The organism is Streptomyces alanosinicus (genome assembly GCF_014650595.1).
GTDB classification, from domain to species: domain Bacteria; phylum Actinomycetota; class Actinomycetes; order Streptomycetales; family Streptomycetaceae; genus Streptomyces; species Streptomyces alanosinicus.
The window spans coordinates 15333-38503 of sequence record NZ_BMVG01000005.1 but is presented as its reverse complement, the minus strand read 5'-3'; the positions used below and the strand labels follow the sequence as shown (position 1 = coordinate 38503).

Sequence of the window (23171 nt, the reverse complement as noted above, 5' to 3'; positions counted from 1 at the left end):
TTCATGACGCGCCCGTTCCGCTTCGGCGTCAATCTGCTCACGCCCGCGCCCGCCGCCGAGTGGCGCACGAAGTGCCGGCGCGCCGAGGAGCTGGGGTACGACGTGATCCTCGTCCCGGACCACCTGGGGATGGTCGCGCCGTTCCCGGCGCTGGTCGCGGCGGCCGCGGCCACCGAACGGCCCCGGCTCGGCACGTTCGTGCTCAACGCAGGCTTCTGGAACCCGGTGTTGCTGGCCCGCGAGGTGGCGACCACCGACGCGCTCACCGGCGGGCGCCTCGAACTCGGCCTCGGCACCGGCTATGTGCGGGCGGAGCACGAGGAGGCCGGGCTGCCGTACGGCTCGCCGGGTGAGCGGGTGGACCATCTGGCGCGCACGGTCGAGGAGCTGGACCGGGTGCTGGGCGCAGCCGGGCACCGGCCCCGGCCCGCCCGGTCCCGGGTGCCGCTGCTGATCGGCGCCAACGGCAACCGGATGCTGCGGCTGTCCGCCGAGCACGCGGACATCGCGGCCTTCACCGGTGCCGCGCCCGGCTCCGCGCCGGGGACGCTGGTGCCCCTCGGCGCCGCGGAGCTGGACGAGCGGGTGGCCCGCTACCGGGGCCTGGCGGCGGGCCGGACCGAGGCGGCCGAGCTGAATCTGCTCATCCAGCAGGTGGAGATCACCGATGATCCGGAACCGGTGCTGAAGCCGCTGCTGGAACGGCAGCCGCAGCTGACCCTGGAGTCGGCGCTGGAGCTGCCCGTCCTGCTGGTCGGCCCGCTGGAGCACGTCGTGGCGCGGGTGCGGGCGCTGCGCGAGCGGTTCGGGTTCTCGTACCTGACCGTCCTGGAGCCGTCCATGGAGGCGTTCGCGCCGGTGATGGAGCTACTGCGCGGAGAGCCCGGATGACGGAAATCCGCCCGCGGGACACGCACCCCGTGATCCAGTGATCACATGACTGACCTCCGTATACGCCCAGCAGCCCACACCGACCTCGACAGCGTGCTCGCCTTCTGGAAGACGGCCGCCGAGGGCACCAGCATCAGCGACGACCGGAACGGGGTGGAGCGACTGGTCGCCCGCGATCCCGAGGCGCTCATCCTCGCCGAGCAGGGCGGCGAACTGGTCGGCACGGTGATCGCCGGGTTCGACGGCTGGCGCTGCCATCTGTACCGGCTCGCGGTGCATCCGGAGCGGCGGCGGCAGGGCATCGGCTCGGCGCTGCTGGCCGCCGCCGAGGAGCGTTTCGTACGGCTCGGCGGGCGGCGCGCGGACGCGATGGTGCTGGTCCGCAACGAGACCGCGCACCACGCCTGGAGCGCGGCCGGGTACGGCCCCGAGGAGCGGTGGCGGCGCTGGGTGAAGCCGCTCGTGGACTGACCACGCAAGGATGCTTTGCCCATCCTTTACCATTGGGGGAGCACTCCGCCCTCGATGAAAGGTTGTGAGCGTCCGCCCATGGGCGAGCCTCCCAGTCCGCGCCACCGCGCGTGCCGTCCTGCCCTGTCCGATCATGGGTCGGGGGTGACCCGATGACCGAAGTGCTCCTCCTCCTGGTGGCGATCCTGCTGTCGCTCGCCTGCGGCGCCTTCGTGGCGGCGGAGTTCTCGCTGACCACCGTCGAGCGCGGCGAGCTGGAGCGCGCCGTCGAGCGCGGCGAGCGCGGCGCGGCGGGCGCCCTGAAGGCCGTACGGAATCTGACCTTCCAGCTCTCCGGCGCCCAGCTCGGCATCACGGTGACCAACCTGGTCGTCGGTATGCTCGCCCAGCCGTCCATCGCCAAGCTGCTCGCCGGCCCGTTCCGGGCGATGGGCCTGTCGGATGGTACGGCGAGTTCGGTCGCCCTGGTGCTCGGCACGGCCCTGTCGACGGTGTTTCTGATGGTCGTCGGCGAGCTGGTCCCGAAGAACTGGGCGATCTCCTCGCCGCTGGCCATGGCCAAGCGGGTCGGCAACCCGCAGCGCTGGTTCAGCGCGGCCTTCCGGCCCTTCATCACGCACCTGAACAACACGGCCAACCACGTCGTGCGCCGGTTCGGCATCGAGCCCGCCGCGGAGCTGGCCTCCGCGCGCGGCCGGCAGGAGCTGGCGGCGCTCGCCCGGCACTCCGCCAAGGAGGGCGCACTGGAGGCGGACACCGCCGAGCTGTTCGTGCGCACGCTGAACCTGGCCGACCTGAGCGCGGAGAACGTGATGACCCCGCGCGTCCAGGTCGTCGCCCTCGACACCCAGGCGACCTGCGAGGACGTGGCGAACGCGACCCGGGCCACCGGTCTGTCCCGGTTCCCCGTCTACCGGGGCAGCCTGGACTCGGTCGTCGGCGTCGCCCACATCAAGGACATCCTGGCGGTACCGGCCGAGGAGCGCCGCCATCGCCGGGTCTCCCAGCTGATGCGGGAGCCGCTGCTGGTCCCCGAGTCCCTGACCGTCGACCGCCTGCTGGACCGCCTCGGCGGCCGGCGCACCATGGCCGTCGTCATCGACGAGTACGGCGGCACGGCCGGCGTGGCGACCCTGGAGGACATCGTCGAGGAGGTCGTCGGCGAGGTGCGGGACGAGCACGACCCGCACGAGACGCCCGACCTGGCCCCCGCCGGGGCGGACGAGGACGGCCGGGCGCTGTACTCGGCCGACGGCGCCGCCCGCACCGACCAGCTCGCCCGCGTGGGTCTGCGGGTGCCCGAGGGGCCGTACGAGACGCTGGCCGGCCTGGTCGCGACCCTGCTGGGCCGGATACCGGTGACCGGTGACACGGTCGAGGTCGCCGGCTGGCGGCTGGACGTGGTGGACGCCACGGGCCGGCGGGCGGCGCGGGTGCTGCTGCACGCGCCGCTGGACGACGAACAGGCCCATGCGAGTGCGGAGGGCACGCGATGACCGTCGTACAGCTGCTGATCGGCCTGGCGACCCTGGTCGTCAACGCCTTCTTCGTCGGCGCCGAGTTCGCGCTGATCTCCGTGCGCCGCTCGCAGATCGAGCCGCTGGCCCAGGAGGGCGACCGGCGGGCGAAGGCCGTGCTGTGGGGCCTGGAGCATGTCTCGGCGCTGCTGGCCGCCGCCCAGCTCGGCATCACGCTGTGCACGCTGGTCCTGGGTGTGGTCGCCGAGCCGGCGATCGCGCATCTGCTGGAGCCGGTGTTCCACGCGATCGGCGTGCCGCAGAGCGCGGGCCATGTCGTGTCCTTCGTGATCGCGCTGACACTCGCCACCTATCTGCACATGCTGCTGGGCGAGATGGTTCCGAAGAACATCGCGCTGGCGGAACCGGTGCGCAGCGCGCTGCTGCTCGGCCCGCCGCTGGTCGCGCTGTCCCGTGCGCTGCGTCCGGTGATCTTCACGATCAACGCCTTCGCCAACGGGCTGCTGAAGCTGCTCAGGGTGGAGGCGAAGGACGAGGTCGCGGCGACCTTCACGGACGCCGAGCTGGCCGCGATCGTCAAGGACGCCGGTGACGCCGGGCTGATCGACGACCGGGCGCGCGAGCGGCTGCACGACGCCCTGGAGCTGGGCAGCCGACCGGTGCGCGACGTCGTGGTCCCGCTGGAGCGAGTGGTCTACGCGCATGTGGGGGTCACCCCGGAGCAGCTGGAGCGGCTGTCGGCCGAGTCGGGCTTCTCCCGGTTCCCGGTGGTCGACGTGGGCCGTCGGATCGTGGGCTATCTGCACGTCAAGGACGCGCTGGACGCCTCGCCCCGGGACATGCCGTTCCGGCTGCGGGACATGCGGTCCATCGCGCGGGTACGGGAGCGGACCCCGCTGGACGACGTGCTCACCGCGATGCGGGGCAGCCGTACACATCTCGCGGCGGTCCTCGGTGACGACGGCCGGCTGGCCGGGCTCGTGACCATGGAGGACGTCCTGCGGGAGCTGTTCGGGCAGCCTGCGCCTGGGTGACACCGACTGTTCACGGGCCGACCGACCGGCGGGTATGGAGCCGGGATACCATCGCTGACGCCATGCAGACGAATCCCGTACCTCCCCCGTACAGCAGCCTGGTCGCGGTCGGCGACTCCTTCACCGAGGGCATGTCGGACCTGCTGCCCGACGGCTCCTACCGGGGCTGGGCCGATCTCCTCGCCGCGCGGATGGCCGCCCGCACCCCGGGCTTCCGGTACGCCAACCTGGCCGTGCGCGGAAAGCTGATCGGGCAGATCGTCGACGAGCAGGTGGACGTGGCCGCGGCCATGAAGGCCGAGGTGATCACGCTGGTCGGCGGGCTCAACGACACCCTGCGGCCCAAGTGCGACATGGGCCGGGTCAAGGGCCTGCTGACCGAGGCGGTGGAGCGGCTGGCCCCGGCCTGCGAGCAGCTGGTGCTGATGCGCAGCCCCGGCCGGCAGGGCCCGGTGCTGGAGCGGTTCCGGCCGCGCATGGAGGAGCTGTTCGCCTGCGTCGAGGAGCTGGCCGCCCGGCACGGCGCGGTCGTCGTCGACCTGTACGGCGCTCCCTCGCTGAGCGATCCCCGGCTGTGGGACGTCGACCGGCTGCATCTGACGGCGGAGGGGCACCGCCGGGTCGCCGAGGCGGTGTGGCAGGCGCTCGGGTACGAACCGGAGGACACCGAGTGGCGGGTGCCGCCGCCGGCCACCGCGCCGCCGGGCTGGGCGGCGCGCCGGGTCGCGGACGCTCGGTTCGCCCGGGAGCATCTGCTGCCGTGGATCGGCCGCCGGCTGACCGGCCGCTCCTCCGGGGACGGCCGCCCGCCCAAGCGCCCGGAGCTGCTGCCGTACGAGGGCCAGGCGTAGCGTCGCTGCCATGACCATGCGGGTGATCAGCTGACCCGGGTTTCCGCGGGTCAGTACACCTAGCGGTGGGGCTCTCGTAGCTTCCGACGAACGACCCCATGGCGCTGGCCTGCACAAACCGCCAGTAGAATCTGGACACGTGACTTCTGCCCCCGCCAAGCCCCGCATCCCGAACGTCCTCGCCGGACGCTACGCCTCCGCCGAGCTCGCCACGCTCTGGTCGCCCGAGCAGAAGGTGAAGCTGGAGCGGCAGCTCTGGCTCGCCGTGCTGCGGGCCCAGAAGGACCTCGGCATCGAGGTGCCGGACGAGGCGATCGCCGACTACGCGCGTGTCCTCGACACCGTCGATCTGGCCTCGATCGCCGAGCGCGAGAAGGTCACCCGGCACGATGTGAAGGCGCGGATCGAGGAGTTCAACGACTTCGCCGGGCACGAGCACGTGCACAAGGGCATGACCTCGCGCGACCTGACGGAGAACGTCGAGCAGCTGCAGATCCGGCTCTCGCTGGAGCTGGTCCGCGACCGTACGGTCGCCGTGCTGGCGCGCCTCGGCAAGCTCGCGGGCGAGTACGGCGAGCTGGTCATGGCCGGCCGCTCGCACAATGTGGCCGCGCAGGCCACGACGCTGGGCAAGCGCTTCGCGACGGCGGCCGACGAGCTGCTCGTGGCGTACGGGCGGGTCGAGGAGCTGCTCGCCCGCTACCCGCTGCGCGGCATCAAGGGCCCGGTCGGCACCGCGCAGGACATGCTGGACCTGCTCGGCGGCGACGCGGCCAAGCTCGCCGAGCTGGAAACCCGGATCGCCGGGCACCTGGGCTTCTCGCAGGCGTTCACCTCGGTCGGCCAGGTCTACCCGCGCTCGCTGGACTACGAGGTCGTCACCGCGCTGGTGCAGCTGGCGGCGGCGCCGTCCTCGCTGGCCAAGACGGTCCGGCTGATGGCCGGCCACGAGCTGGTCACCGAGGGCTTCAAGCCGGGCCAGGTCGGCTCCTCCGCGATGCCGCACAAGATGAACACCCGCTCCTGCGAGCGCGTCAACGGCCTGATGGTGATCCTGCGCGGCTACGCCTCGATGACCGGCGAGCTGGCGGGCGACCAGTGGAACGAGGGCGACGTGTCCTGCTCGGTGGTGCGCCGGGTGGCTCTGCCCGACGCGTTCTTCGCGCTGGACGGCCTGCTGGAGACCTTCCTGACGGTGCTGGACGAGTTCGGCGCGTTCCCGGCTGTCATCGCCCGTGAGCTGGACCGCTATCTGCCGTTCCTGGCGACCACCAAGGTGCTCATGGGCGCCGTGCGGGCCGGGGTGGGCCGCGAGGTCGCGCACGAGGCGATCAAGGAGAACGCCGTCGCCACCGCGCTCGCGATGCGCGAGCAGGGCGCCGAGCGCAACGACCTGCTCGACAAGCTCGCCGCCGACGCCCGGCTGCCGCTGGACCGCGGGCAGCTCGCCGCGCTGATGGCCGACAAGCTGTCCTTCACCGGTGCCGCCGCCGACCAGGTCGGTGTCGTCGTCGGCCGGATCGAGGAGATCGTCAAGCAGCGCCCGGAGGCCGCCGGTTACACCCCCGGAGCGATCCTCTGACCCGCCTGACGAAGGCTGACCTGGAGGCCGCCCGCGACCGGCTCGTGCCCGACGTCGCCGCGGACGGCCTCCAGGTGCTGTTCTGCGGCATCAACCCCGGGCTGATGACGGCCGCGACCGGGCATCACTTCGCCCGCCCCGGCAACCGCTTCTGGCCGGTGCTGCAGCTGTCCGGCTTCACCCCGAGGCTGCTGAAGCCGGCCGAGCAGCGGGAACTGCTGTCGTACGGGCTGGGCATCACGAACGTCGTGGCGCGGGCGACGGCGCGGGCCGACGAGCTGACCGCCGAGGAGTACGTCGAGGGCGGCCGGTTGCTGACCGAGAAGGTGACGCGGCTGAGGCCCAGGTGGCTGGCCGTGGTCGGAGTGACCGCGTACCGGGCCGCCTTCGGCGACCGCACGGCTCAAGTGGGGCCGCAGGAACGGACGTTCGGGGACACCCGGGTGTGGGTGCTGCCCAATCCCAGCGGGCTGAACGCGCACTGGACGGCGGCGACGATGGCGCAGGAGTTCGCCCGGCTGCGGGTCGCTGCGCAGGCTTAGCGGGTCAGGGCGGGGGTGTCTGCGTGACCGTGGCGAGAAGCCGTATCTCGTCCGCGTCGTCCCGGTCGGCGAGGCCGATGGCGAGCCAGCGGGCGGTGCCCGTCAGCTGCCATACGTCCAGTTCGTCGGTGAGCAGGCTGAGGACGGCCCAGGGCTCCGGTATCTCCTCGCCCCGGGCGAGGCGCAGCCGCACCGTCTGCTGTCCCCAGGGCTGCTGCCGGCCCCAGCGCTCGTGCAGCCGCTCCGCTATCGCCTCCCGGCAGGCGTGGAGATCGGCCAGGGCCCGCTCCCGCACCGAGGCGTCGCCGGCGCTCGTCCCCCGGCTGGTCTCTAACGCCACGGTCCGGTCACCGGCTGCCGTCCCGTCCGGCGCCGAGCGGCCGTCGTCCGCGGGGAACTCCCCGGCGCACAGCGCGTCGATCACGGTCAGGTACTTCGCGATGTCCATGTGATCCAGTAAAGCGGGCGGCACTGACAATTGGCGGGCCGTCAGGCGTCTGTGCGGTGCAGGCTCCATCCGCCGGCCAGCAGGGCGGCCGCCGCCCACAGCCCGGTCACCGCGAGCCCGCTCCACGGGCCGAGGGAGCCGTCCCAGGTGCTGTGCAGGGCCACCTGACCGGCCCGGTCGGGGAGGAAGTCGGCGACGCCGCCGGACAGGTCGCCGACGACGAAGGACACGATCAGCACGAACGGGATCAGCACGGACAGCGTGGCGACGCCACTGCGCAGCACGGCGGCGAGTCCGGCCGCGAACAGTGCCATCAGGGTCAGCTGGAGGCCACAGCCGACGGTGCCGCGCAGGCCCTCGGTCCACGTCGGACCGGATGTGCCGAGGAGCGCCTTGCCGACCAGCAGGGTCACCAGCCCGGTGAGGAGGCCGACGGCCAGCGAGGGCAGGGCGATCGCGGTGGCCTTGGCGGCGAACCACCGTCGGCGGTCGGGCACCGCCGACAGTGTCAGCCGCAGCGCGCCGCCCCGGAACTCCGCCGACACGGCCGTCACGCCGAACGCGATCGCGGCGATCTGGCCGAGGCTCACGCCGAAGAACACCGAGTACAGGGGGTCCGTGTGATCGCCCGCTGCGGCTTCGGCGGCCGAGAACGCGGTGGTGGCGAGGAACGTCCCGGCCAAGGCGCCGAGGAGCGAGCGCAGGGTGCGGATCTTGATCCACTCGGCGTGCAGGACAGGTGCGAACGGCATGGTCAGGTCTCCTGGGGCAGTGCGGTGAACTCGGTCTCGGCCGCGGTCAGATCGAGATAGGCCTCTTCCAGGGTGGCGTCCTGTGCGGCGAGTTCCAGGACGGGCACGCCCGCCTCGGCCATGAGCCGGCCGAGGTCGTCCACGCGCGCGTGCCGCACGGTCCGGGTCCCGTCCTCGTCCCGGGAGGCATCGAGTCCGTGCCGGGCGAGGAGGTCGTCCAGAGCGGCGGTGTCGGTGGTGCGGACGCGTACAAGGGGCCGTACGCGCGCGTGGATGAACTCCTGGACGGGGGTGTCGGCCAGCAGCCGCCCCTTGCCCAGGATCACCAGGTGGTCGGCGAAGGCGGCGGTCTCGCCCATCAGATGGCTGGAGACCAGGACCGTACGGCCCTCCCCGGCGAGCCGGCGCAGCAGTGTGCGGATCCAGATGATGCCTTCGGGGTCGAGGCCGTTGGCGGGCTCGTCGAGCAGGAGCACCTCGGGATCCCCGAGCAGGGCAGCGGCGATGCCGAGCCGCTGGCGCATGCCGAGGGAGTACGTCCGTACCCGGCGCCGCGCGACGGTGGCCAGCCCGGTCTCCTCCAGGACGGCGTCGACCCGCCGGACCGGGATGCGGTTGCTCGCGGCGAGGGCACGCAGATGATCGCGGGCGCTGCGGGAGCCGTGCGCGGCCCGCGCGTCGAGCAACGCGCCGACCTGGCTGAGAGGCTCACGGAGGGCGGCATAGGCCTGGCCGCCGATCGTGGCGGCGCCGGAGGTGGGCCGGTCGAGGCCGAGGACGAGGCGCATGGTGGTGGACTTGCCGGCGCCGTTGGGGCCGAGGAAGCCGGTGACACGGCCGGAGCGCACGCTGAAGGTGAGCTGGTCCACGGCCCGCCGTCCGCCGTACTCCTTGCTGAGGTCGCGTACGTCGATGCTGGTCATGGCACCAGCCTTGCCGTTCGCGGGTGTTCGGGGCCTCCCCCGTCGGTGGAGAGCCTCTCCCCCGTGCGGGGGAGGCCCGTTGTCAGTGCCGCCTGCGACGATGTCCGCATGGTCCGCTTCCTGCGCCCGCTGCTGCGCGGGACGACGTACACGCGCCTGCTGCATCTGTGGGTGCCGATGCTGATCGTCAGCCTGTGGCTGTTCATCGACATGTCGACCCCCTGGGTGCCCGCCCTGTTCCTCGTCCCGGTCGGTCTGCTGCCCGCGGTGCGCCGGGGCGAGGGCGTGCAGGCGCGGCTGCTGCTCACTCCCGGCGAGGCGGAGCCGGGTATCTCCGAGGCGCCGTCGGCGACCTGGCGGGACCGGCTGCGCACGGTGCTGTGGCTGGAGCTGCGGATGCTGCTGGGCGCGGCGGCCATGTTCAGCACAGTGTGGCTTCTGAGCACCGGTTTCGAACTGGCCCGCTGTGGCTGGGGGCATGCGCCGTCCGGGCTGCCGCTGCCGGACCGGCTGCCCTCGCACCGCGCCTGGGCCCTGCTCACCCCGCTGCCGCTGCTCGCCCTGTACGGCGTGATCGTCGGGCTCGGCGAGCTGGTCACCGCCTGCGCTCGCCGGCTGCTGGGGCCCTCCGCGAGCGAGCGGCTGGCCGCGCTGGAGGAGCGCACCGAGCAACTGCTCGAACGCACCCGTATCGCGCGGGAGTTGCACGACTCGATCGGGCACGCGCTGACGGTGGCGGTGGTGCAGGCCGGTGCGGCGCGGGCGGCGGGCGACCCGGAGTTCACCGACCGCGCGCTGGACGCCATCGAGGAGACCGGCCGGGCCGCGCTGGAGGATCTGGAGCGGGTGCTGGGCGTGCTGCGGGAGGCCGAGCGGCCGGTGAGTGCCCGGCCCACGCTGGCCGACGCCGGCCGCCTCCTGGAGTCGGCGCGGGCCTCCGGGGCGACGGTCGACGCTGAGGTGACGGGTCCGGTCGCGGCCGTCCCCGGACCGGTCTCCCGCGAGGGGTACCGGATCCTCCAGGAAGCGCTCACCAATGTGCTGCGGCACGCCGGGGCGGTGCCGGTGCGGGTCCGGGTCACGGTCGGCGACGGCACGCTCGCCATGGAGGTGCGCAACGCCCTGCCGGGCGCGATACCCGGCCCCGGGCGGGGCAGCGGCCTGCGCGGCATCCGCGAGCGCGCCGCCCTGCTCGGGGGCGACGCCCGCACCGGCCCGCACCAGGGCGACTGGCAGGTACACGCAGAGCTACCGCTGCATTGATCTAGTGTCCCGGCAGGCAACGTTCGCCCGTCACGAGCGGCGTCCGGTGCGTGCTCTGGGGGGTCCCCCCGGCCGGAGGCTGGGGGAGTGCCGGCCGGAAGTCCTCGTACTGGGCGTACGTGGGCTTTCGGCCGGTGCGGCGAGAGGGCGTGCCGGGCGTCGCGACGGGGCGAACGTTGCCTGCCGGGACACTAGGCTGGCCGGATGCCGGTCACCGTACTCCTCGTGGACGACGAGCCCCTGGTCCGCGCGGGTCTGCGCGCTGTCCTGGAGGCGCAGCCCGACATCGAGGTGGTGGGCGAGGCGGCCGACGGGGCCGCGGTCGTCCCGCTGGTACGGCGGCTGCGGCCGGACGTCGTCGCCATGGACGTGCGCATGCCGTTGCTGGACGGCATCGAGGCCACGCGCGTGGTGCTGCGCACGGTGCCCGAGCCGCCGAAGATCCTTGTGGTGACGACCTTCGAGGACGACGAGTTCGTGTACGAGGCGCTGCGGGCGGGTGCCGACGGGTTTCTGCTGAAGCGGGCCCGCCCGGCCGAGATCGTGCACGCGGTGCGGCTGATCGCGGAGGGCGAGTCGCTGCTGTTCCCGGCTTCCGTTCGGCGTCTGGCCGCCCGGTACGGCGACGGGGACCGGCCGGCGCATGCCGTGCTGGAGCGGGCCCGGCTGACCGAACGGGAGGCGGAGGTGCTGCGGCTGATGGCGCGGGGGCTGTCGAACGCGGAGATCGCCGCCCGGCTGGTCGTGGGCACGGAGACGGTCAAGTCGCATGTGAGCGCCGTCCTGGCCAAGCTCGGCGCTCGTGACCGCACCCAGGCGGTGATCGTCGCGTACGAGTCGGGATTCGTCGAACCACGCTGAACCGCAGGCCGTCGCACCCTGCCGTCGGCCCCGACGCGGAGCCCGGCACTCGCCGGGGGCGCGCCGGGACGAGTACGATCCGGCCAACACGCCCGCGAGCTGGAAGGACGGACGGGTGGGGCAGCTGACCGGCGGCGATCCTTCGCTGCTGCGACGGATCAATTCCGCGGTGGTGCTGCACGCGCTGCGTGCCACGGACTGCGCGACGCTCACCGAGATCACCCGGGTCACCGGACTGTCCCGGCCGACGGTGGAGGGTGTGGTCGAGGGGCTGATCGAGGGCGGGTTCGTCGTGGAGACGGCCGCCGACGAGGGCAGTGCGCGCCGTCAGGGACGGCCCGCGCGCCGGTTCCGGTTCCGGGCCGAGGCGGGGCATCTGCTGGGGCTGGAGATCGGGCCGCACCGGGTCGCCGCGGTCCTGTCCGACCTGGACGGGCGGGTGCTGGGCACGCAGGCCAAGGAGGTCGCCGAGACGGCCGCGGCGGACGAGCGGCTCGACCGGCTGCGCGGCACGGTCGCCGAGCTGCTGCGGCGCGCCGGGGTCGCCCGTAGCTCGCTGCGGGCCGTGGGCGTGGGCACGCCGGGGATCGTGGAGACCGACGGCACGGTGCGGCTGAGCACGGCGCTGCCGCAGTGGACGGGCCTGAAGCTGGGCGAGCGGCTCAGCCGCTCCTTCAAGTGCCCGGTGCTGGTGGAGAACGACGCCAACGCGGCGGCCGTCGCCGAGCACTGGAAGGGCGCGGCGGCCGAGACGGACGATGTGGTGTTCGTGCTGGCCGGGCTGAGTCCGGGCGCGGGTGCGCTGATCGGCGGGCGGCTGCACCGCGGTTTCGGCGGCGCCGCGGGAGAGATCGGCGCGCTGCATCTGCTGGGCCGGGAGGCGACCCCGGAGACGCTGCTGTCCACCACCGACGAGCCGCTGCACCCGCTGGACGAGCAGGCGGTCGCCGTGGTGTTCGCGCTGGCCAGGGAGGGCGACCAGCGAGCGCGTGCGGCCGTCGAGCGGTTCATCCAGCGGCTGGTGCACGACGTGGCGGCGCTGGTGCTGGCGCTCGATCCGGAGCTCGTCGTGATCGGCGGCTGGGCCGCCGGTCTCGACGGCGTCCTGGAACCGCTGCGCCGCGAACTGGCCCGCTACTGTCTACGGCCGCCTCGGGTCACGCTGTCCGTACTGGGCGAGGGAGTCGTGCCCACGGGAGCGCTGCGCCTGGCCTTGGACCACGTGGAGGAGCAGCTGTTCGCCGTGGACGGCACGGTGACGCGGCGCTGAGCGTCGCGCCACCGCGGTGCGAGCCCGTCGGGTGACCGCGGCGCAGCAGCGTGGCTGGTCGCGCGGTTCCCCGCGCTCCTCAGGCCCGGCCCGGTCCGGCGTTCTCCGGACACCTGGTGATCAGGAAGCCTGGCGTTCCGGGTCGTGGTGTATTTCCACGTCAGGAGAGTCACCGAAGGTGAGACGGCAGGTGTCGGCACGATAGGTCGCCACGGACAGGGCGGCGGTGCGGCCCGCGGCGAAGAAGCGGGTGGTGACGACCAGGACCGGCGAACCGGGCAGCCGGTCGAGTTCCTTGGCGTCGTCGGCGCGGGCGGAGCCCAGCTCGACGGCGCGGTCCTGACCCTCAAGTGTCCGGTGCTGGAGCTCGCGCAGCACCGCACGCGCGCGTGCCGGGCCGGACGGGGCGCCGATCGCGGTGAGGTCGGGCACGGAGGCCGCCGGGACGTAGAGCAGTTCGGTGGCGACCGGCTGGCCGTGGGACATCCGGGAGCGGCGCACGGTGTGGACGGCGTCGTCCGCGCCGGTCTCCAGGGCCGCGGCGACGGCGGCGGGCGGCGCGGCCTGCTCGCAGTCGACGGGCTGCCAGGCATCGGCGACGGCGCCGGGCCAGGCGTGCTGTTCGGTGCCGACGGCCACGCCCACGCGCGGGGGCGCGACGGTCGTACCGACGCCGCGGCGGCGCTGCAGCCGGCCTTCCAGCTCCAGCTGTTCGAGGGCCTGGCGGAGCGTGGCGCGGGCCACGCCGAAGCGGGCGGCGAGGTCACGTTCGTTGGGCAGGATCTCGCCGACCGAGAACTCGGAGTCCAGTGCTTCGGTCAGCACGGTCTTGAGATGCCAGTACTTCGGTTCCGGTACCGATTCCAGCTGCGTGGTCCCCACCCTGTCCTCCGCAAGAGCCGTGGTCCGGCGGTTTTTCGCGCCCTTGTTTATTAAAGGTTGTTGCACTTCTCTGCGACCATAGGGCGGCCGTCACCCTTGGTCAAGACCAATCCTCGATCCCTTGTGGAACACACAGATGACCTGCCGCGGAGCGTTCATGAGGCGTTCGCACGCGGCGGCGAGTGTGACATCGCGGCAAAGCCCCCGTCTCAGGACGAGGGCTCGCGGGGCGCGTGGGGCGGGTGGGGCGCGTGGGGTCAGCCGGCGACCAGATGCCGCATCTTGTCCGGGTTGCGGACGACGTACACGGTCGTGACGTGGCCGTCGACGACGTCCAGCTGGAACAGGCTGTCGGGCTTGCCGTCGGACAGGATCAGCACGGCCGGGCCGGCATTGGTCTCCAGCGGGCGGAGGGACAGGGCCGGCGGGAGCTTCCGGGTGACGCCGATCAGGAAGCGGGCGACCTTGTCGGCGGTGTGCACGATCCGCAGCGCCGCGCTGGCCTTGCCGTTGCTGTCGCTGACCAGGCGGACGTCCGGGGCGAGCAGGGACACGAGACCGTCCAGGTCGCCTTCTGCCGCGGCGGCGAGGAAACGTTCGGTCAGCTCGCGCCGCCGGACCGGGTCGACCTCGTAGCGCGGCCGTCGTTCGTCCACGTGCCGCCGCGCCCGCCCGGCGAGTTGCCGTACGGCCGCCTCGCCGCGGTCGAGCAGGGCGGCGATCTCGGCGAACGGGTAGCCGAACGCCTCCCTGAGTACGAAGACGGCCCGCTCCAGCGGCGACAGCGACTCCAGGACGACCAGTACGGCGAGGGAGACGCTGTCGGCGAGCACGGCGCGGTCCGCCGTGTCCGGGGCGAGGTCGCCGAACTCGGTGAGGTAGGGCTCCGGCAGCCACGGTCCGACGTATGTCTCACTGCGCGCCTGCGCCTGGCGCAGCCGGTCGATGGCCAGCCGGGTGGTGATGCGCACCAGATAGGCGCGGGGTTCGCGGACCGCCGTCCGGTCGGCGCGGGACCAGCGCAGCCAGGCGTCCTGGACCACGTCCTCGGCGTCGGCCACCCGGCCGAGCATGCGGTAGGCGACGCCCGTGAGCAGGGGGCGGTGCTCTTCGAAGACGTCGGTGGCGGTGTCGGCGGTCACCGCCCCATCCCATCCGACACGCGCCGGGTGTGTCCACCCGGAATCGGCTCGTCCGACGCCGGTGCGGATCACAATGACCGCGGGTCGCCGGGGGTCGGCGGCCGGTGACCTGGAGGTGGCCGATGCGGTTTGCGGTGCTGGGCACGGGCGAGGTGGGCCGCACACTGGGCGGCAGGCTGGTGGAGCTGGGGCACGAGGTGACCCTCGGGTCGCGCACCAAGGACAATCCGGTCGCGCTGGAGTGGGCGACGGCCGCGGCGGAGCGGGCCCGCGCGGGCACGTTCGCGGAGGCGGCGGCGTCCGCCGAGATGGTCGTCAACGCGGTCAGCGGCCGGGTGGCGCTCGACGCCCTGCGGGCGGCCGGCGCGGAGAACCTCGACGGCAAGATCCTCGTGGACGTGTGCAATCCGCTCGCCTTCCAGGACGGGGAGGCGCGGCTGGACCCGGTGGAGTCGGACAGCGTGGGCGAGCAGATCCAGCGGGCCTTCCCGCACGCGCGCGTGGTGAAGACGCTGAACACGGTCAACTGTCAGGTGATGGTGGATCCGGGGCGGGTGCCGGGCGCGCACCACCTGTTCGTGTGCGGCGAGGACGCGGCGGCCAAAGGGCAGGTGACGGCCATGCTCGGGGAGTTCGGATGGCCGGCGGAGCGGGTGCTGGACCTGGGCGGCATCCAGGCGGCCCGGACGGTGGAGATGTATCTGCCGCTGTGGCTCACCATGATGCGGAGGTTCGGGACCGCCGACTTCAACATCGAGGTGCGCCGGGCGGGTTGACCGTCGGTACCGTGCGCGTCGTACGCCGATCAGGGGCTACCGGCAGGTAGTAATTGCTGACAAGCTGTCTACAGCGTCCGCCGGCACCCAGACGAGGAGCACCCCATGTCCGCCACCGTCTCCTTCGAGGTCCCCACCCCGCACGGTCCGAAGGACGTGACCGTGTCCTACGCGCGCATGGGGCGCGGGGATCCCCTGGTCCTGCTGCACGGCATCGGCCATCACCGGCAGGCCTGGGACCCGGTCGTGGACATCCTCGCCACCGAGCGTGACGTGATCGCCGTCGACCTGCCGGGCTTCGGCGCGTCCCCGGCCCTGCCGGACGGCCTCGCCTACGACCTGCCCAGCACCAACTCCGTGCTCGGCGCCCTGTTCGAGGCACTGGAGCTGGACCGTCCGCATATCGCGGGCAACTCCCTGGGCGGCCTGCTCGCCCTGGAACTCGGCCGGGAGAAGCGGGTGCGGTCCGTGACGGCGCTGTCTCCGGCCGGGTTCTGGACGGACGCCGAACGCCGGTACGCCTTCGCGGTGCTGCTCGCGATGCGGGGCGTCGCCCAGCGGCTCCCGCTGCCGCTGGTGGAGCGGCTGTCGCACAGCGCGGCCGGCCGTACCGCGCTGACCAGCACCATCTACGCGCGCCCGGCCCGCCGTGACCCGCAGGCCGTGGTCGCCGAGACGCTCGCGCTCGTCGGCGCCACCGGGTTCGACGCCACGCTGCGGGCGGGCACCACCGTCCGGTTCACCGACGATCTGCCGGGCCTGCCGGTGACGGTGGCCTGGGGCACCCAGGACCGGCTGCTGCTGCGCCGTCAGGGCGTGCGCGCCAAGCAGCTCATCCCGCACGCCCGGCTGGTGCGGCTGCCCGGCTGCGGCCACTGCCCGATGAGCGACGACCCGGCGCTGGTCGCGCGCGTCATCCTGGACGGCAGCCGCTGAACCGGCCGGGCGCGACCCGGCCGGCTGTACGGCGCCGTACGCGCGCGTACGGGTTCACCACGCGCGCGTACGGGTTCACGCGGGGCGGGGAGAGACGGCGTCCCTTCGCGCCAAGGCCCGTTGTTCACTTCGGGTTTCCGCGCGCGCCGCGGCGTCCCAGTAGGTGTGGGCTCTGCACACCGGCCCCACCCGTCCCTGGAGGCGCACCCATGTCAGACCGATCGTTCCCCGGCCGCCGCGGCGTCCTGCGCGGCTCGCTCGCCGCGTCGGCGGCCCTCGCGCTGCCCGTCGGCCTCGCCGCCGCCCCGGCGTTCGCCCGCTCCGGGCGCCCGCAGGCCGGCTGGGGTGTGCAGGCGGGCGATGTGACCGCCGACTCCGGCCTGGTGTGGGTGCGTTCTGACCGGCCGGCCCGGATGATCGTGGAGACCTCGGCCACCGAGGCGTTCCACAACCCGCGCAGATGGCACGGTCCGCTGCTGGGCTCCGGCACCGACTTCACCGGCACCACCCGGCTGCACGGCCTGCCCGCGGGCGAGCAGATCCACTACCGGGTGCTGCTCGCCGACCCGGACGACCCGCGCCGCACCGGCGAGCCGGTGACCGGCACCTTCCGCACCGCGCCCGCCCGGCGACGCCAGGGCGTGCGGTTCGTGTGGTCCGGTGACCTGGCCGGACAGGGCTGGGGCATCAACGAGTCCATCGGCGGCTACCGCATCTTCGACGCCATGGCGAAGGCGGACCCTGACTTCTTCCTGTGCAGCGGCGACAACATCTACGCCGACGGCCCGATCCCGGCGACCGCGACCCTGCCCGACGGCAGCGTCTACCGGAACGTCACCACCGAGGAGAAGTCGCACGTCGCGACCACCCTGGACGACTACCGGGGCAACTTCCGCTACAACCTGCTGGACTCGGCGCTGCGCCGGTTCAACGCCCAGGTGCCGAACATCATCCAGTGGGACGACCACGAGGTCCGCAACAACTGGTACCCGGGCGAGGTCATCGGCACCGGTACCCCCTACCCGGCCGGCACCCGGCTCGACGACCTCGCGCTCCGCTCCCGCCGGGCGTTCTCCGAGTACTTCCCGATCTCCACGATCAGCGGGCGCCCGGACGGCCGGATCTACCGGACCGTCCACCACGGTCCGCTGCTCGATGTGTTCGTGCTCGACATGCGCACCTACCGCAACGCGAACTCGCCGGACGACCAGACCACGGACCCCGTGGGCATCCTCGGCCGTGAGCAGCTGGAATGGCTCAAGCGGGAGCTGGCGAAGTCCCGTGCGGTGTGGAAGGTGATCGCCAACGACATGCCACTCGGACTGGTCGTGCCCGACCCGGTGGAGGGCAAGCCGGACTTCGAGGCGGTGGCGCAGGGCGACCCGGGCGCGCCGCTCGGCCGCGAGCTGCAGATCGCCGAGCTGCTGCGCTTCATCAAGCACCGGCGGATCACCGGCACGGTGTGGCTGACGGCCGATGTGCACCACACCTCCGCCCAGCACTACGACCCCTCGCGGGCCGCGTTCAAGGACTTCGAGCCGTTCTGGGAGTTCGTCTCCGGCCCGCTCAACGCCGGCGCCTTCCCGGCGAACGCGCTGGACGGCACGTTCGGCCCGGACCGGGTGTTCGTCAAGGCGCCCACGACCGCCAATGTGTCGCCGGCCGAGGGCTACCAGTTCTTCGGCGAGGTGGACATCGACGGCGACAGCGGTGAACTGACGGTGCGGCTGCGCGAGTACGACGGCACGGTGCTGTTCACGCAGACGCTCCAGCCGGGCCGGGTCGGCCAGTAGCCGCGGGCAACTCCCCTGCCCTACGGGCCTTTTCGCAGGTCAGGCCGATTGTCAGTGGTCGCGGCTACGGTTTTCGTATGACGCGATCACTGCAGGCCATGGCCCTTCTCCCGCACTTTTTCCCGCACTGGGCACCGACGTCGGCGGCGGACGACGCGGACGACAACGCCACGATCTGGGGCCGTACGGTCCGCGGCCGACCAGCCGCAGAAAAGGTGCCAAAAAGGGCGGAGCATGCTTTACCCATCGGTCACAAACCGTTCGTGATCACGCAACACCGTTCCTCCACAGTGGTTGCATGAGTGCAGACATGCCTGATGTGACCCGCGCCAAGCACGGTCGGCCCGTGCACCACTGGCGGCGCGACCTCGTGGAGCTGGCCGCCGTGTTCACCGCCGTCGCGGTCGCCGACGCCGTGGCGAACCTGATCGGGCACGGCCCCGACGGTCCCGCCCTGCTGGTGATCTCGGCCCTCGTGCTGACCGCGACGGCCGGTTTCCACACATGGTGGGCACGACACCACGGCCACGCACCGCCGGCCGGCGATACCGGGGCCCGGCCGGACGCCGAGACGCGGCCGGCCGGGCCCCGGGCACAGCCGGACGGGCCGGCGGACGAGGTGACGGGCGCCAGTGCCCTGTGGCGGATGCGGACGACGGTCAAGGACGAGCCGGGCTCGCTGGCGGCGCTGTGCACGGCGCTGGCCGAGCGGCGCGTCGACATCCTGAGCCTGCAGACGCACCCGCTGGCCGACGGCACCGTGGACGAGTTCCTGCTGCGGGCGCCGGCCGCGCTGGCCGCGGCCGAGATCACCCGCGCGGTATCGCAGGCCGGCGGCGAAGGCACCTGGATCGAGCGGGCCGACGCCCATGACCTGGTCGACGCCCCCACCCGGGTCCTCGGCCTGGCCGCGCGCACCGCGCTGGACGCCGCCGAACTGCCGCTGGCACTGCGCCAGTTGCTGGGCCGGTGCACGATCCGCTCGCTGCCCGGCACGCCGGCCGGCGGGGCCCGTGGGGCGGAGCCGGTGCCGGTCGAGGGTGTGCTGGAGGACACCGTGATGCGGCTGCGGGCGCCGGAGGGCGGAGTGATCACCGTGGAGCGGCCGTATCTGCCGTTCACACCGACCGAGTTCGCGCGGGCCCGTGCCCTGGTGGAGCTGGACAGCCGGCTCGGTCCGCGCATCCCGCGCGGCAAGGACGTGCTGACGCTGCCCGAGGGCGCCGACATCACGGTCCGCCGGGTCGACACCACGGATCTGGCCGCCGCGAAGGCGATGCACGAGCGGTGCTCCTCCCGCACCCTGGACATGCGCTACCACGGCCCGGTCAACGACGCGGACCGCTATCTGAACCACCTGCTGAGCCCGCGTTTCGGGCGGACGCTGGCCGTGCAGACGGCCTCGGGCCGCATCGTCGGCCTCGGGCATCTGCTGTGGGACGGCGACGAGACCGAGGTGGCCCTGCTGATCGAGGACGAGTGGCAGCAGCGCGGCATCGGCGGCGAGTTGCTCGGCCGGCTGGTGGCCCTGGCCGTGGAGGCCCGCTGCGAGAGCGTGTACGCCGTGACCCAGGCGTCCAACACCGGCATGGTCGCCGCGATGCGCGGCCTCGGGCTGCCGCTGGACTACCAGATCGAGGAGGGCACGCTCGTCATCACGGCCCGCCTGGACGCCAGACCGGCCGCGTCCCGGCCGCCGTACGACACCGCCCAGCGGCACCTCGGCGACCCGGCCCGACGCGACTGACTCCCGGCACGGCCAGGGCCGGCCGGTGCCGCTCAGCCGACCGCCTCCCGCAGCGGTGCAGGGCTTCGTACCGACTCCCCCAGCGCGTGGTCCAGGTCCGCCCACAGGTCGTCGACGTCCTCCAGCCCCACCGACAGCCGCAGCAGCCGATCGCTCACCCCCGCGCCGCGGCGGTCGTCGGCGTCGACGATGCGGTGGCTGATCGAGGCGGGGTGCTGGATGAGCGTGTCGACGCTGCCCAGGCTCACCGCCGGGGTGACGAGCCGGACCCGGGAGATGGTCTCGTGGGGGTCTCCGTGCACCTCGAAGGCGATCATCGCGCCGCCGATCCGCGGGTAGTGGACGCGGGCCACACGCGGGTCGGCGGCGAGCCGGCGGGCCAGTTCGGCGGCGTTCGCGGAGGCCGCCCGCACCCGTACCGGCAGGGTGGACAGTCCGCGCAGCAGCAGATAGCCGGCCAGCGGATGCAGCACACCGCCGGTGGCGAACCGTATCTGCCGCAGCCGCCCCGCGAACTCCTCGTCGCAGGCCACCACTCCGGCGAGCACATCACCGTGCCCGCCGAGGTACTTGGTGGCGCTGTGCAGCACCATGCGGGCCCCGTGCTCGGCCGGGCGCTGCAGTACGGGTGTGGCGAAGGTGTTGTCGGCGAGCAGCGGCACCGAGCCGCAGGCGTGGGCGACGGCCCGCAGGTCGAGTTCGGCGAGGGTCGGGTTGGCCGGGGACTCGACCATCACCAGGCCGGTGTCCGGGCGCAGCGCGTCGGTGATGCCGGCCGGGTCGGTCCAGGTGACCTCGGTGCCGAGCAGCCCGGCGGTGAGCAGATGGTCGCTGCAGCCGTAGAGCGGCCGTACGGCGACGACGTGGCGCAGGTCCATGGCCGCGCGGGCGAGGAGGACCGCGCTGAGCGCCGCCATACCGCTGGCGAAGGCGACCGCGGACTCGGTGCCCTCCAGACGGGCCAGCGCGGTCTCGAAGCGGGCGACGGTCGGGTTGCCGAGGCGGCCGTAGACGGGCGGTCCGACCGGGTCGGCGCCGTCGGTCGCGAAGGCGTCGATGCGGGCGGCCTCGGCGCGGCTGTCGTAGGAGGGGTAGGTGGTGGACAGGTCGATCGGCGGGGCGTGTAGGCCCTGGCGGGCGAGGTCGTCGCGGCCGGCATGCACGGCCTCGGTGGCCAGGGATCTCGATGCGGTGCGTACGCCGTCGTAGGCACCGGTGGTCGCTGTGTCCATGCGCGGAAGGGTGAACAGTGAACGGTTCACCGGATCCGAACGTCGTGCTACGTTCGAGCCATGGCCGAATCTGTCGCACTGGATCCGGTTGATCTTCATCTGCTGCGGCTGCTGCAGAACGACGCCCGGACCACTTATCGCGACCTCGCCGAGCAGGTGGGCGTGGCGCCGTCCACCTGTCTGGACCGGGTGACCCGGCTGCGCCGCTCGGGCGTGATCCTCGGCCATCAGCTGCGGGTGGATCCGGCCAAGCTGGGGCGTGGACTCCAGGCGCTGCTGCTGGTTCAGGTCAGGCCGCACCGGCGGGAGCTGGTGGGCCCCTTCGTCGAGCGGATCCGGGCGCTGCCGGAGGCCCGGACGGTGTTCCATCTGACCGGGCCGGACGACTATCTGGTGCATGTGGCGGTCGCGGACATGGCCGATCTGCAGCGGCTGGTGCTGGACGAGTTCACCGCGCGGCGCGAGGTGGCGCGGGTCGAGACCCGGTTGATCTTCCAGCAGTGGGAGTGCGGCCCGTTGCTGCCTCCCGGCCACGCCCAGAGCTGAATCCCCCGAACGTGGGTGACGCGAAGATCCTCGTCGTACCAGGATGGGCGGCATGTCTGAGACCAAGACCCCGCTGCCCCGCCAGGTGGCCGACGCGTATGTGGACGACCTGATCGCCCTCGACCCGGTCACCGGTACCTACCTCGGTGTGAAGGAGAGTTCGAGCCGGCTGCCCGACTACTCGCCCGCGGGCCAGGCAGCCCTCGCGGACCTGGCCCGGGACACGCTCGCCAAGCTGGACGAGGCGGAGCGGCAGCCCGGTGCGGACAGCGACGTGGAGCGGCGCTGCGGGCGGCTGCTGCGGGAGCGGCTCACCGCCGAACTCGCCGTGCACGAGGCGGACGAGCATCTGCGCGCCGTCGGCAACATGAGCACACCGGGCCACTCGGTACGGGACGTCTTCACGGTCACCCCGACCCAGACGGACGAGGACTGGGCGGCGATCGCCGAGCGGCTGCGCGCGGTGCCCGGCGCGCTCGCCGGCTACCGTGAGTCGCTCCGACTGGGCCTGGACCGCAAGCTGTTCGCGGCGCCGCGGCCCACGGCGACGTACATCCAGCAGCTCACCGACTGGGCGGACACCGACGGCCGGGGCCGCGGCTGGTACGAGGACTTCGCCGCCGCCGGTCCGGACGCGCTGCGCACGGAGCTGGACGAGGCGGCCCGTGCGGCGACCGGCGCCCTGGTGGAGCTGCGGGACTGGCTGCGGGACGTGTACGCGCCGGCCATCGAGGGCTCCCCCGACACGGTGGGCCGTGAGCGGTACGCGCGCTGGGCCCGCTACTTCAACGGCACGGATCTGGACCTGGACGAGGCGTACGCCTACGGCTGGGCGGAGTTCCACCGGATTCTCGGCGAGATGCGGCAGGAGGCGGAGAAGATCCTGCCCGGTGCCGAGACCCCGTGGGTGGCGCTCGCCCACCTCGACGAGCACGGCCGGCACATCGAGGGCGTCGAAGAGGTCCGGGAGTGGCTGCAGGGCCTGATGGACAAGGCCATCGACGACCTGGACGGCACGCACTTCGAACTGGCCGAGCGGGTGCGGAGGGTGGAGTCGCGCATCGCCCCGCCCGGCGGCGCCGCGGCCCCCTACTACACGGCGCCGTCGGAGGACTTCTCGCGTCCCGGCCGCACCTGGCTGCCGACGATGGGCCAGACGCGGTTCCCGGTCTACGACCTCGTCTCGACCTGGTACCACGAGGGCGTGCCCGGACATCACCTCCAGCTCGCGCAGTGGGCCCATGTGGCCGAGAACCTCTCCCGCTACCAGGCCACGGTCGGCGGGGTCAGCGCCAACGCCGAGGGCTGGGCGCTGTACGCGGAGCGGCTGATGGACGAGCTGGGCTACCTCACGGACCCCGAGCAGCGGCTCGGCTACCTGGACGCGCAGATGATGCGGGCGGCCCGGGTGGTCATCGACATCGGCATGCACCTGGAGCTGGAGATTCCCGCGGACTCCCCGTTCCACCCCGGCGAGCGGTGGACCCCGGAGCTGGCGCAGGAGTTCTTCGGCGCGCACAGCAGCCGGCCGGCGGACTTCGTGGAGAGCGAGCTGACCCGGTATCTGACGATCCCGGGCCAGGCGATCGGTTACAAGCTCGGTGAGCGGGCCTGGCTGCTCGGCCGTGCGAACGCCCGGGCGCGGCACGGCGACGCCTTCGATCTGAAGGCCTGGCACATGGCGGCCCTGTCTCAGGGCTCGCTGGGCCTGGACGACCTGGTCGACGAGCTGTCCCGGCTCTGACGGCGAG

22 protein-coding genes are annotated in these 23171 nt (G+C 72.9%); 16 read left to right on the top strand and 6 right to left on the bottom strand.

Translation table 11 applies throughout. The annotated features are described in order from the left end of the window. The first annotated feature begins 3 nt into the window (after positions 1-3). From IE277_RS13220 to mug, 7 genes are all read left to right on the top strand, one after another. Positions 4-891, top strand: a complete 888-nt coding sequence (locus IE277_RS13220) for a TIGR03621 family F420-dependent LLM class oxidoreductase (protein WP_189951887.1) — start codon at positions 4-6, stop codon at positions 889-891. A 45-nt stretch (positions 892-936) separates the two neighbouring features. Next, complete coding sequence (locus IE277_RS13215; protein ID WP_189951885.1) at positions 937-1362, top strand: GNAT family N-acetyltransferase; 426 nt, start codon at positions 937-939, stop codon at positions 1360-1362. A gap of 152 nt (positions 1363-1514) precedes the next feature. After that, on the top strand, positions 1515-2858 hold the full coding sequence (locus IE277_RS13210; protein WP_189951883.1) for a hemolysin family protein: 1344 nt from the start codon (positions 1515-1517) through the stop codon (positions 2856-2858). Next, a complete protein-coding gene (locus tag IE277_RS13205) occupies positions 2855-3874 on the top strand; it encodes a hemolysin family protein (protein ID WP_189951880.1) in 1020 nt (339 codons plus the stop codon). The genes IE277_RS13210 and IE277_RS13205 overlap by 4 nt, the downstream gene beginning before the upstream one ends. Positions 3875-3936: 62 nt before the next feature. Then, on the top strand, positions 3937-4725 hold the full coding sequence (locus IE277_RS13200; RefSeq protein ID WP_189951878.1) for an SGNH/GDSL hydrolase family protein: 789 nt from the start codon (positions 3937-3939) through the stop codon (positions 4723-4725). A 139-nt stretch (positions 4726-4864) separates the two neighbouring features. After that, entirely contained in the window at positions 4865-6307 is a 1443-nt protein-coding gene (purB, locus tag IE277_RS13195; protein ID WP_189951876.1) for an adenylosuccinate lyase, read from the top strand. Positions 6308-6351: 44 nt separating this feature from the next. Then, a complete protein-coding gene (mug, locus tag IE277_RS13190) occupies positions 6352-6849 on the top strand; it encodes a G/U mismatch-specific DNA glycosylase (protein ID WP_189951874.1) in 498 nt (165 codons plus the stop codon). Positions 6850-6853: 4 nt separating this feature from the next. Here the strand turns inward: mug and IE277_RS13185 are convergent, their stop codons facing one another. From IE277_RS13185 to IE277_RS13175, 3 genes are read right to left on the bottom strand one after another with little or no spacing between them, the layout of a single operon-like run. Then, positions 6854-7297, bottom strand: coding sequence for a hypothetical protein (locus IE277_RS13185; RefSeq protein WP_189951871.1), 444 nt, complete (start codon positions 7295-7297; stop codon positions 6854-6856). A gap of 41 nt (positions 7298-7338) precedes the next feature. Further along, positions 7339-8049, bottom strand: coding sequence for an ABC transporter permease subunit (locus IE277_RS13180; protein WP_189951869.1), 711 nt, complete (start codon positions 8047-8049; stop codon positions 7339-7341). Between the two features lie 2 nt (positions 8050-8051). Then, positions 8052-8972 carry an ATP-binding cassette domain-containing protein gene (locus tag IE277_RS13175; protein WP_189951867.1) on the bottom strand — a complete coding sequence of 307 codons (921 nt, stop codon included), beginning with the start codon at positions 8970-8972 and terminating at the stop codon, positions 8052-8054. A gap of 108 nt (positions 8973-9080) precedes the next feature. Between IE277_RS13175 and IE277_RS13170 the strand changes: the two genes are divergently transcribed. From IE277_RS13170 to IE277_RS13160, 3 genes are all read left to right on the top strand, one after another. Continuing rightward, on the top strand, positions 9081-10235 hold the full coding sequence (locus tag IE277_RS13170) for a sensor histidine kinase (protein ID WP_189951865.1): 1155 nt from the start codon (positions 9081-9083) through the stop codon (positions 10233-10235). Between the two features lie 204 nt (positions 10236-10439). Further along, a complete protein-coding gene (locus tag IE277_RS13165) occupies positions 10440-11096 on the top strand; it encodes a response regulator transcription factor (protein WP_189951862.1) in 657 nt (218 codons plus the stop codon). A 115-nt stretch (positions 11097-11211) separates the two neighbouring features. Continuing rightward, complete coding sequence (locus tag IE277_RS13160) at positions 11212-12366, top strand: ROK family transcriptional regulator (protein ID WP_189951860.1); 1155 nt, start codon at positions 11212-11214, stop codon at positions 12364-12366. A 120-nt stretch (positions 12367-12486) separates the two neighbouring features. On the opposite strand, the gene IE277_RS13155 is transcribed toward IE277_RS13160, so the two are convergent. Further along, positions 12487-13248, bottom strand: coding sequence for a GntR family transcriptional regulator (locus IE277_RS13155; RefSeq protein ID WP_189951859.1), 762 nt, complete (start codon positions 13246-13248; stop codon positions 12487-12489). 257 nt (positions 13249-13505) lie between these two features. Continuing rightward, a complete protein-coding gene (sigJ, locus tag IE277_RS13150; protein WP_189951857.1) occupies positions 13506-14390 on the bottom strand; it encodes an RNA polymerase sigma factor SigJ in 885 nt (294 codons plus the stop codon). A gap of 122 nt (positions 14391-14512) precedes the next feature. Here sigJ and IE277_RS13145 point away from each other — a divergent pair, with 122 nt between their 5' ends. The 4 genes from IE277_RS13145 (at position 14513) to IE277_RS13130 (ending at position 19642) form a co-directional block, all read left to right on the top strand. After that, positions 14513-15166, top strand: coding sequence for an NADPH-dependent F420 reductase (locus tag IE277_RS13145; protein WP_189951854.1), 654 nt, complete (start codon positions 14513-14515; stop codon positions 15164-15166). Positions 15167-15271: 105 nt separating this feature from the next. Continuing rightward, positions 15272-16102, top strand: coding sequence for an alpha/beta fold hydrolase (locus IE277_RS13140; protein WP_189951852.1), 831 nt, complete (start codon positions 15272-15274; stop codon positions 16100-16102). A gap of 209 nt (positions 16103-16311) precedes the next feature. After that, entirely contained in the window at positions 16312-17895 is a 1584-nt protein-coding gene (locus IE277_RS13135) for an alkaline phosphatase D family protein (protein WP_189951850.1), read from the top strand. Between the two features lie 298 nt (positions 17896-18193). Next, on the top strand, positions 18194-19642 hold the full coding sequence (locus tag IE277_RS13130) for a GNAT family N-acetyltransferase (RefSeq protein ID WP_229881332.1): 1449 nt from the start codon (positions 18194-18196) through the stop codon (positions 19640-19642). 32 nt (positions 19643-19674) lie between these two features. Here the strand turns inward: IE277_RS13130 and IE277_RS13125 are convergent, their stop codons facing one another. Then, complete coding sequence (locus IE277_RS13125; protein WP_189951848.1) at positions 19675-20874, bottom strand: trans-sulfuration enzyme family protein; 1200 nt, start codon at positions 20872-20874, stop codon at positions 19675-19677. 60 nt (positions 20875-20934) lie between these two features. Between IE277_RS13125 and IE277_RS13120 the strand changes: the two genes are divergently transcribed. After that, a complete protein-coding gene (locus IE277_RS13120) occupies positions 20935-21420 on the top strand; it encodes an Lrp/AsnC family transcriptional regulator (RefSeq protein WP_189951847.1) in 486 nt (161 codons plus the stop codon). 52 nt (positions 21421-21472) lie between these two features. Further along, positions 21473-23164 carry a DUF885 domain-containing protein gene (locus tag IE277_RS13115; protein ID WP_189951845.1) on the top strand — a complete coding sequence of 564 codons (1692 nt, stop codon included), beginning with the start codon at positions 21473-21475 and terminating at the stop codon, positions 23162-23164. Positions 23165-23171 lie beyond the last annotated feature (7 nt).

What these genes read in the sequence shown, in the direction of transcription:
- IE277_RS13220 (WP_189951887.1), top strand. Translation starts at nt 4, where the DNA reads ATGACGCGCCCGTTCCGCTTCGGCGTCAATCTGCTCACGCCCGCGCCC.
- IE277_RS13215 (WP_189951885.1), top strand. Translation starts at nt 937, where the DNA reads ATGACTGACCTCCGTATACGCCCAGCAGCCCACACCGACCTCGACAGC.
- IE277_RS13210 (WP_189951883.1), top strand. Translation starts at nt 1,515, where the DNA reads ATGACCGAAGTGCTCCTCCTCCTGGTGGCGATCCTGCTGTCGCTCGCC.
- IE277_RS13205 (WP_189951880.1), top strand. Translation starts at nt 2,855, where the DNA reads ATGACCGTCGTACAGCTGCTGATCGGCCTGGCGACCCTGGTCGTCAAC.
- IE277_RS13200 (WP_189951878.1), top strand. Translation starts at nt 3,937, where the DNA reads ATGCAGACGAATCCCGTACCTCCCCCGTACAGCAGCCTGGTCGCGGTC.
- IE277_RS13185 (WP_189951871.1), bottom strand. Translation starts at nt 7,297, where the DNA reads ATGGACATCGCGAAGTACCTGACCGTGATCGACGCGCTGTGCGCCGGG.
- IE277_RS13180 (WP_189951869.1), bottom strand. Translation starts at nt 8,049, where the DNA reads ATGCCGTTCGCACCTGTCCTGCACGCCGAGTGGATCAAGATCCGCACC.
- IE277_RS13175 (WP_189951867.1), bottom strand. Translation starts at nt 8,972, where the DNA reads ATGACCAGCATCGACGTACGCGACCTCAGCAAGGAGTACGGCGGACGG.
- IE277_RS13170 (WP_189951865.1), top strand. Translation starts at nt 9,081, where the DNA reads ATGGTCCGCTTCCTGCGCCCGCTGCTGCGCGGGACGACGTACACGCGC.
- IE277_RS13165 (WP_189951862.1), top strand. Translation starts at nt 10,440, where the DNA reads ATGCCGGTCACCGTACTCCTCGTGGACGACGAGCCCCTGGTCCGCGCG.
- IE277_RS13145 (WP_189951854.1), top strand. Translation starts at nt 14,513, where the DNA reads ATGCGGTTTGCGGTGCTGGGCACGGGCGAGGTGGGCCGCACACTGGGC.
- IE277_RS13140 (WP_189951852.1), top strand. Translation starts at nt 15,272, where the DNA reads ATGTCCGCCACCGTCTCCTTCGAGGTCCCCACCCCGCACGGTCCGAAG.
- IE277_RS13135 (WP_189951850.1), top strand. Translation starts at nt 16,312, where the DNA reads ATGTCAGACCGATCGTTCCCCGGCCGCCGCGGCGTCCTGCGCGGCTCG.
- IE277_RS13130 (WP_229881332.1), top strand. Translation starts at nt 18,194, where the DNA reads ATGAGTGCAGACATGCCTGATGTGACCCGCGCCAAGCACGGTCGGCCC.
- IE277_RS13125 (WP_189951848.1), bottom strand. Translation starts at nt 20,874, where the DNA reads ATGGACACAGCGACCACCGGTGCCTACGACGGCGTACGCACCGCATCG.
- IE277_RS13120 (WP_189951847.1), top strand. Translation starts at nt 20,935, where the DNA reads ATGGCCGAATCTGTCGCACTGGATCCGGTTGATCTTCATCTGCTGCGG.
- IE277_RS13115 (WP_189951845.1), top strand. Translation starts at nt 21,473, where the DNA reads ATGTCTGAGACCAAGACCCCGCTGCCCCGCCAGGTGGCCGACGCGTAT.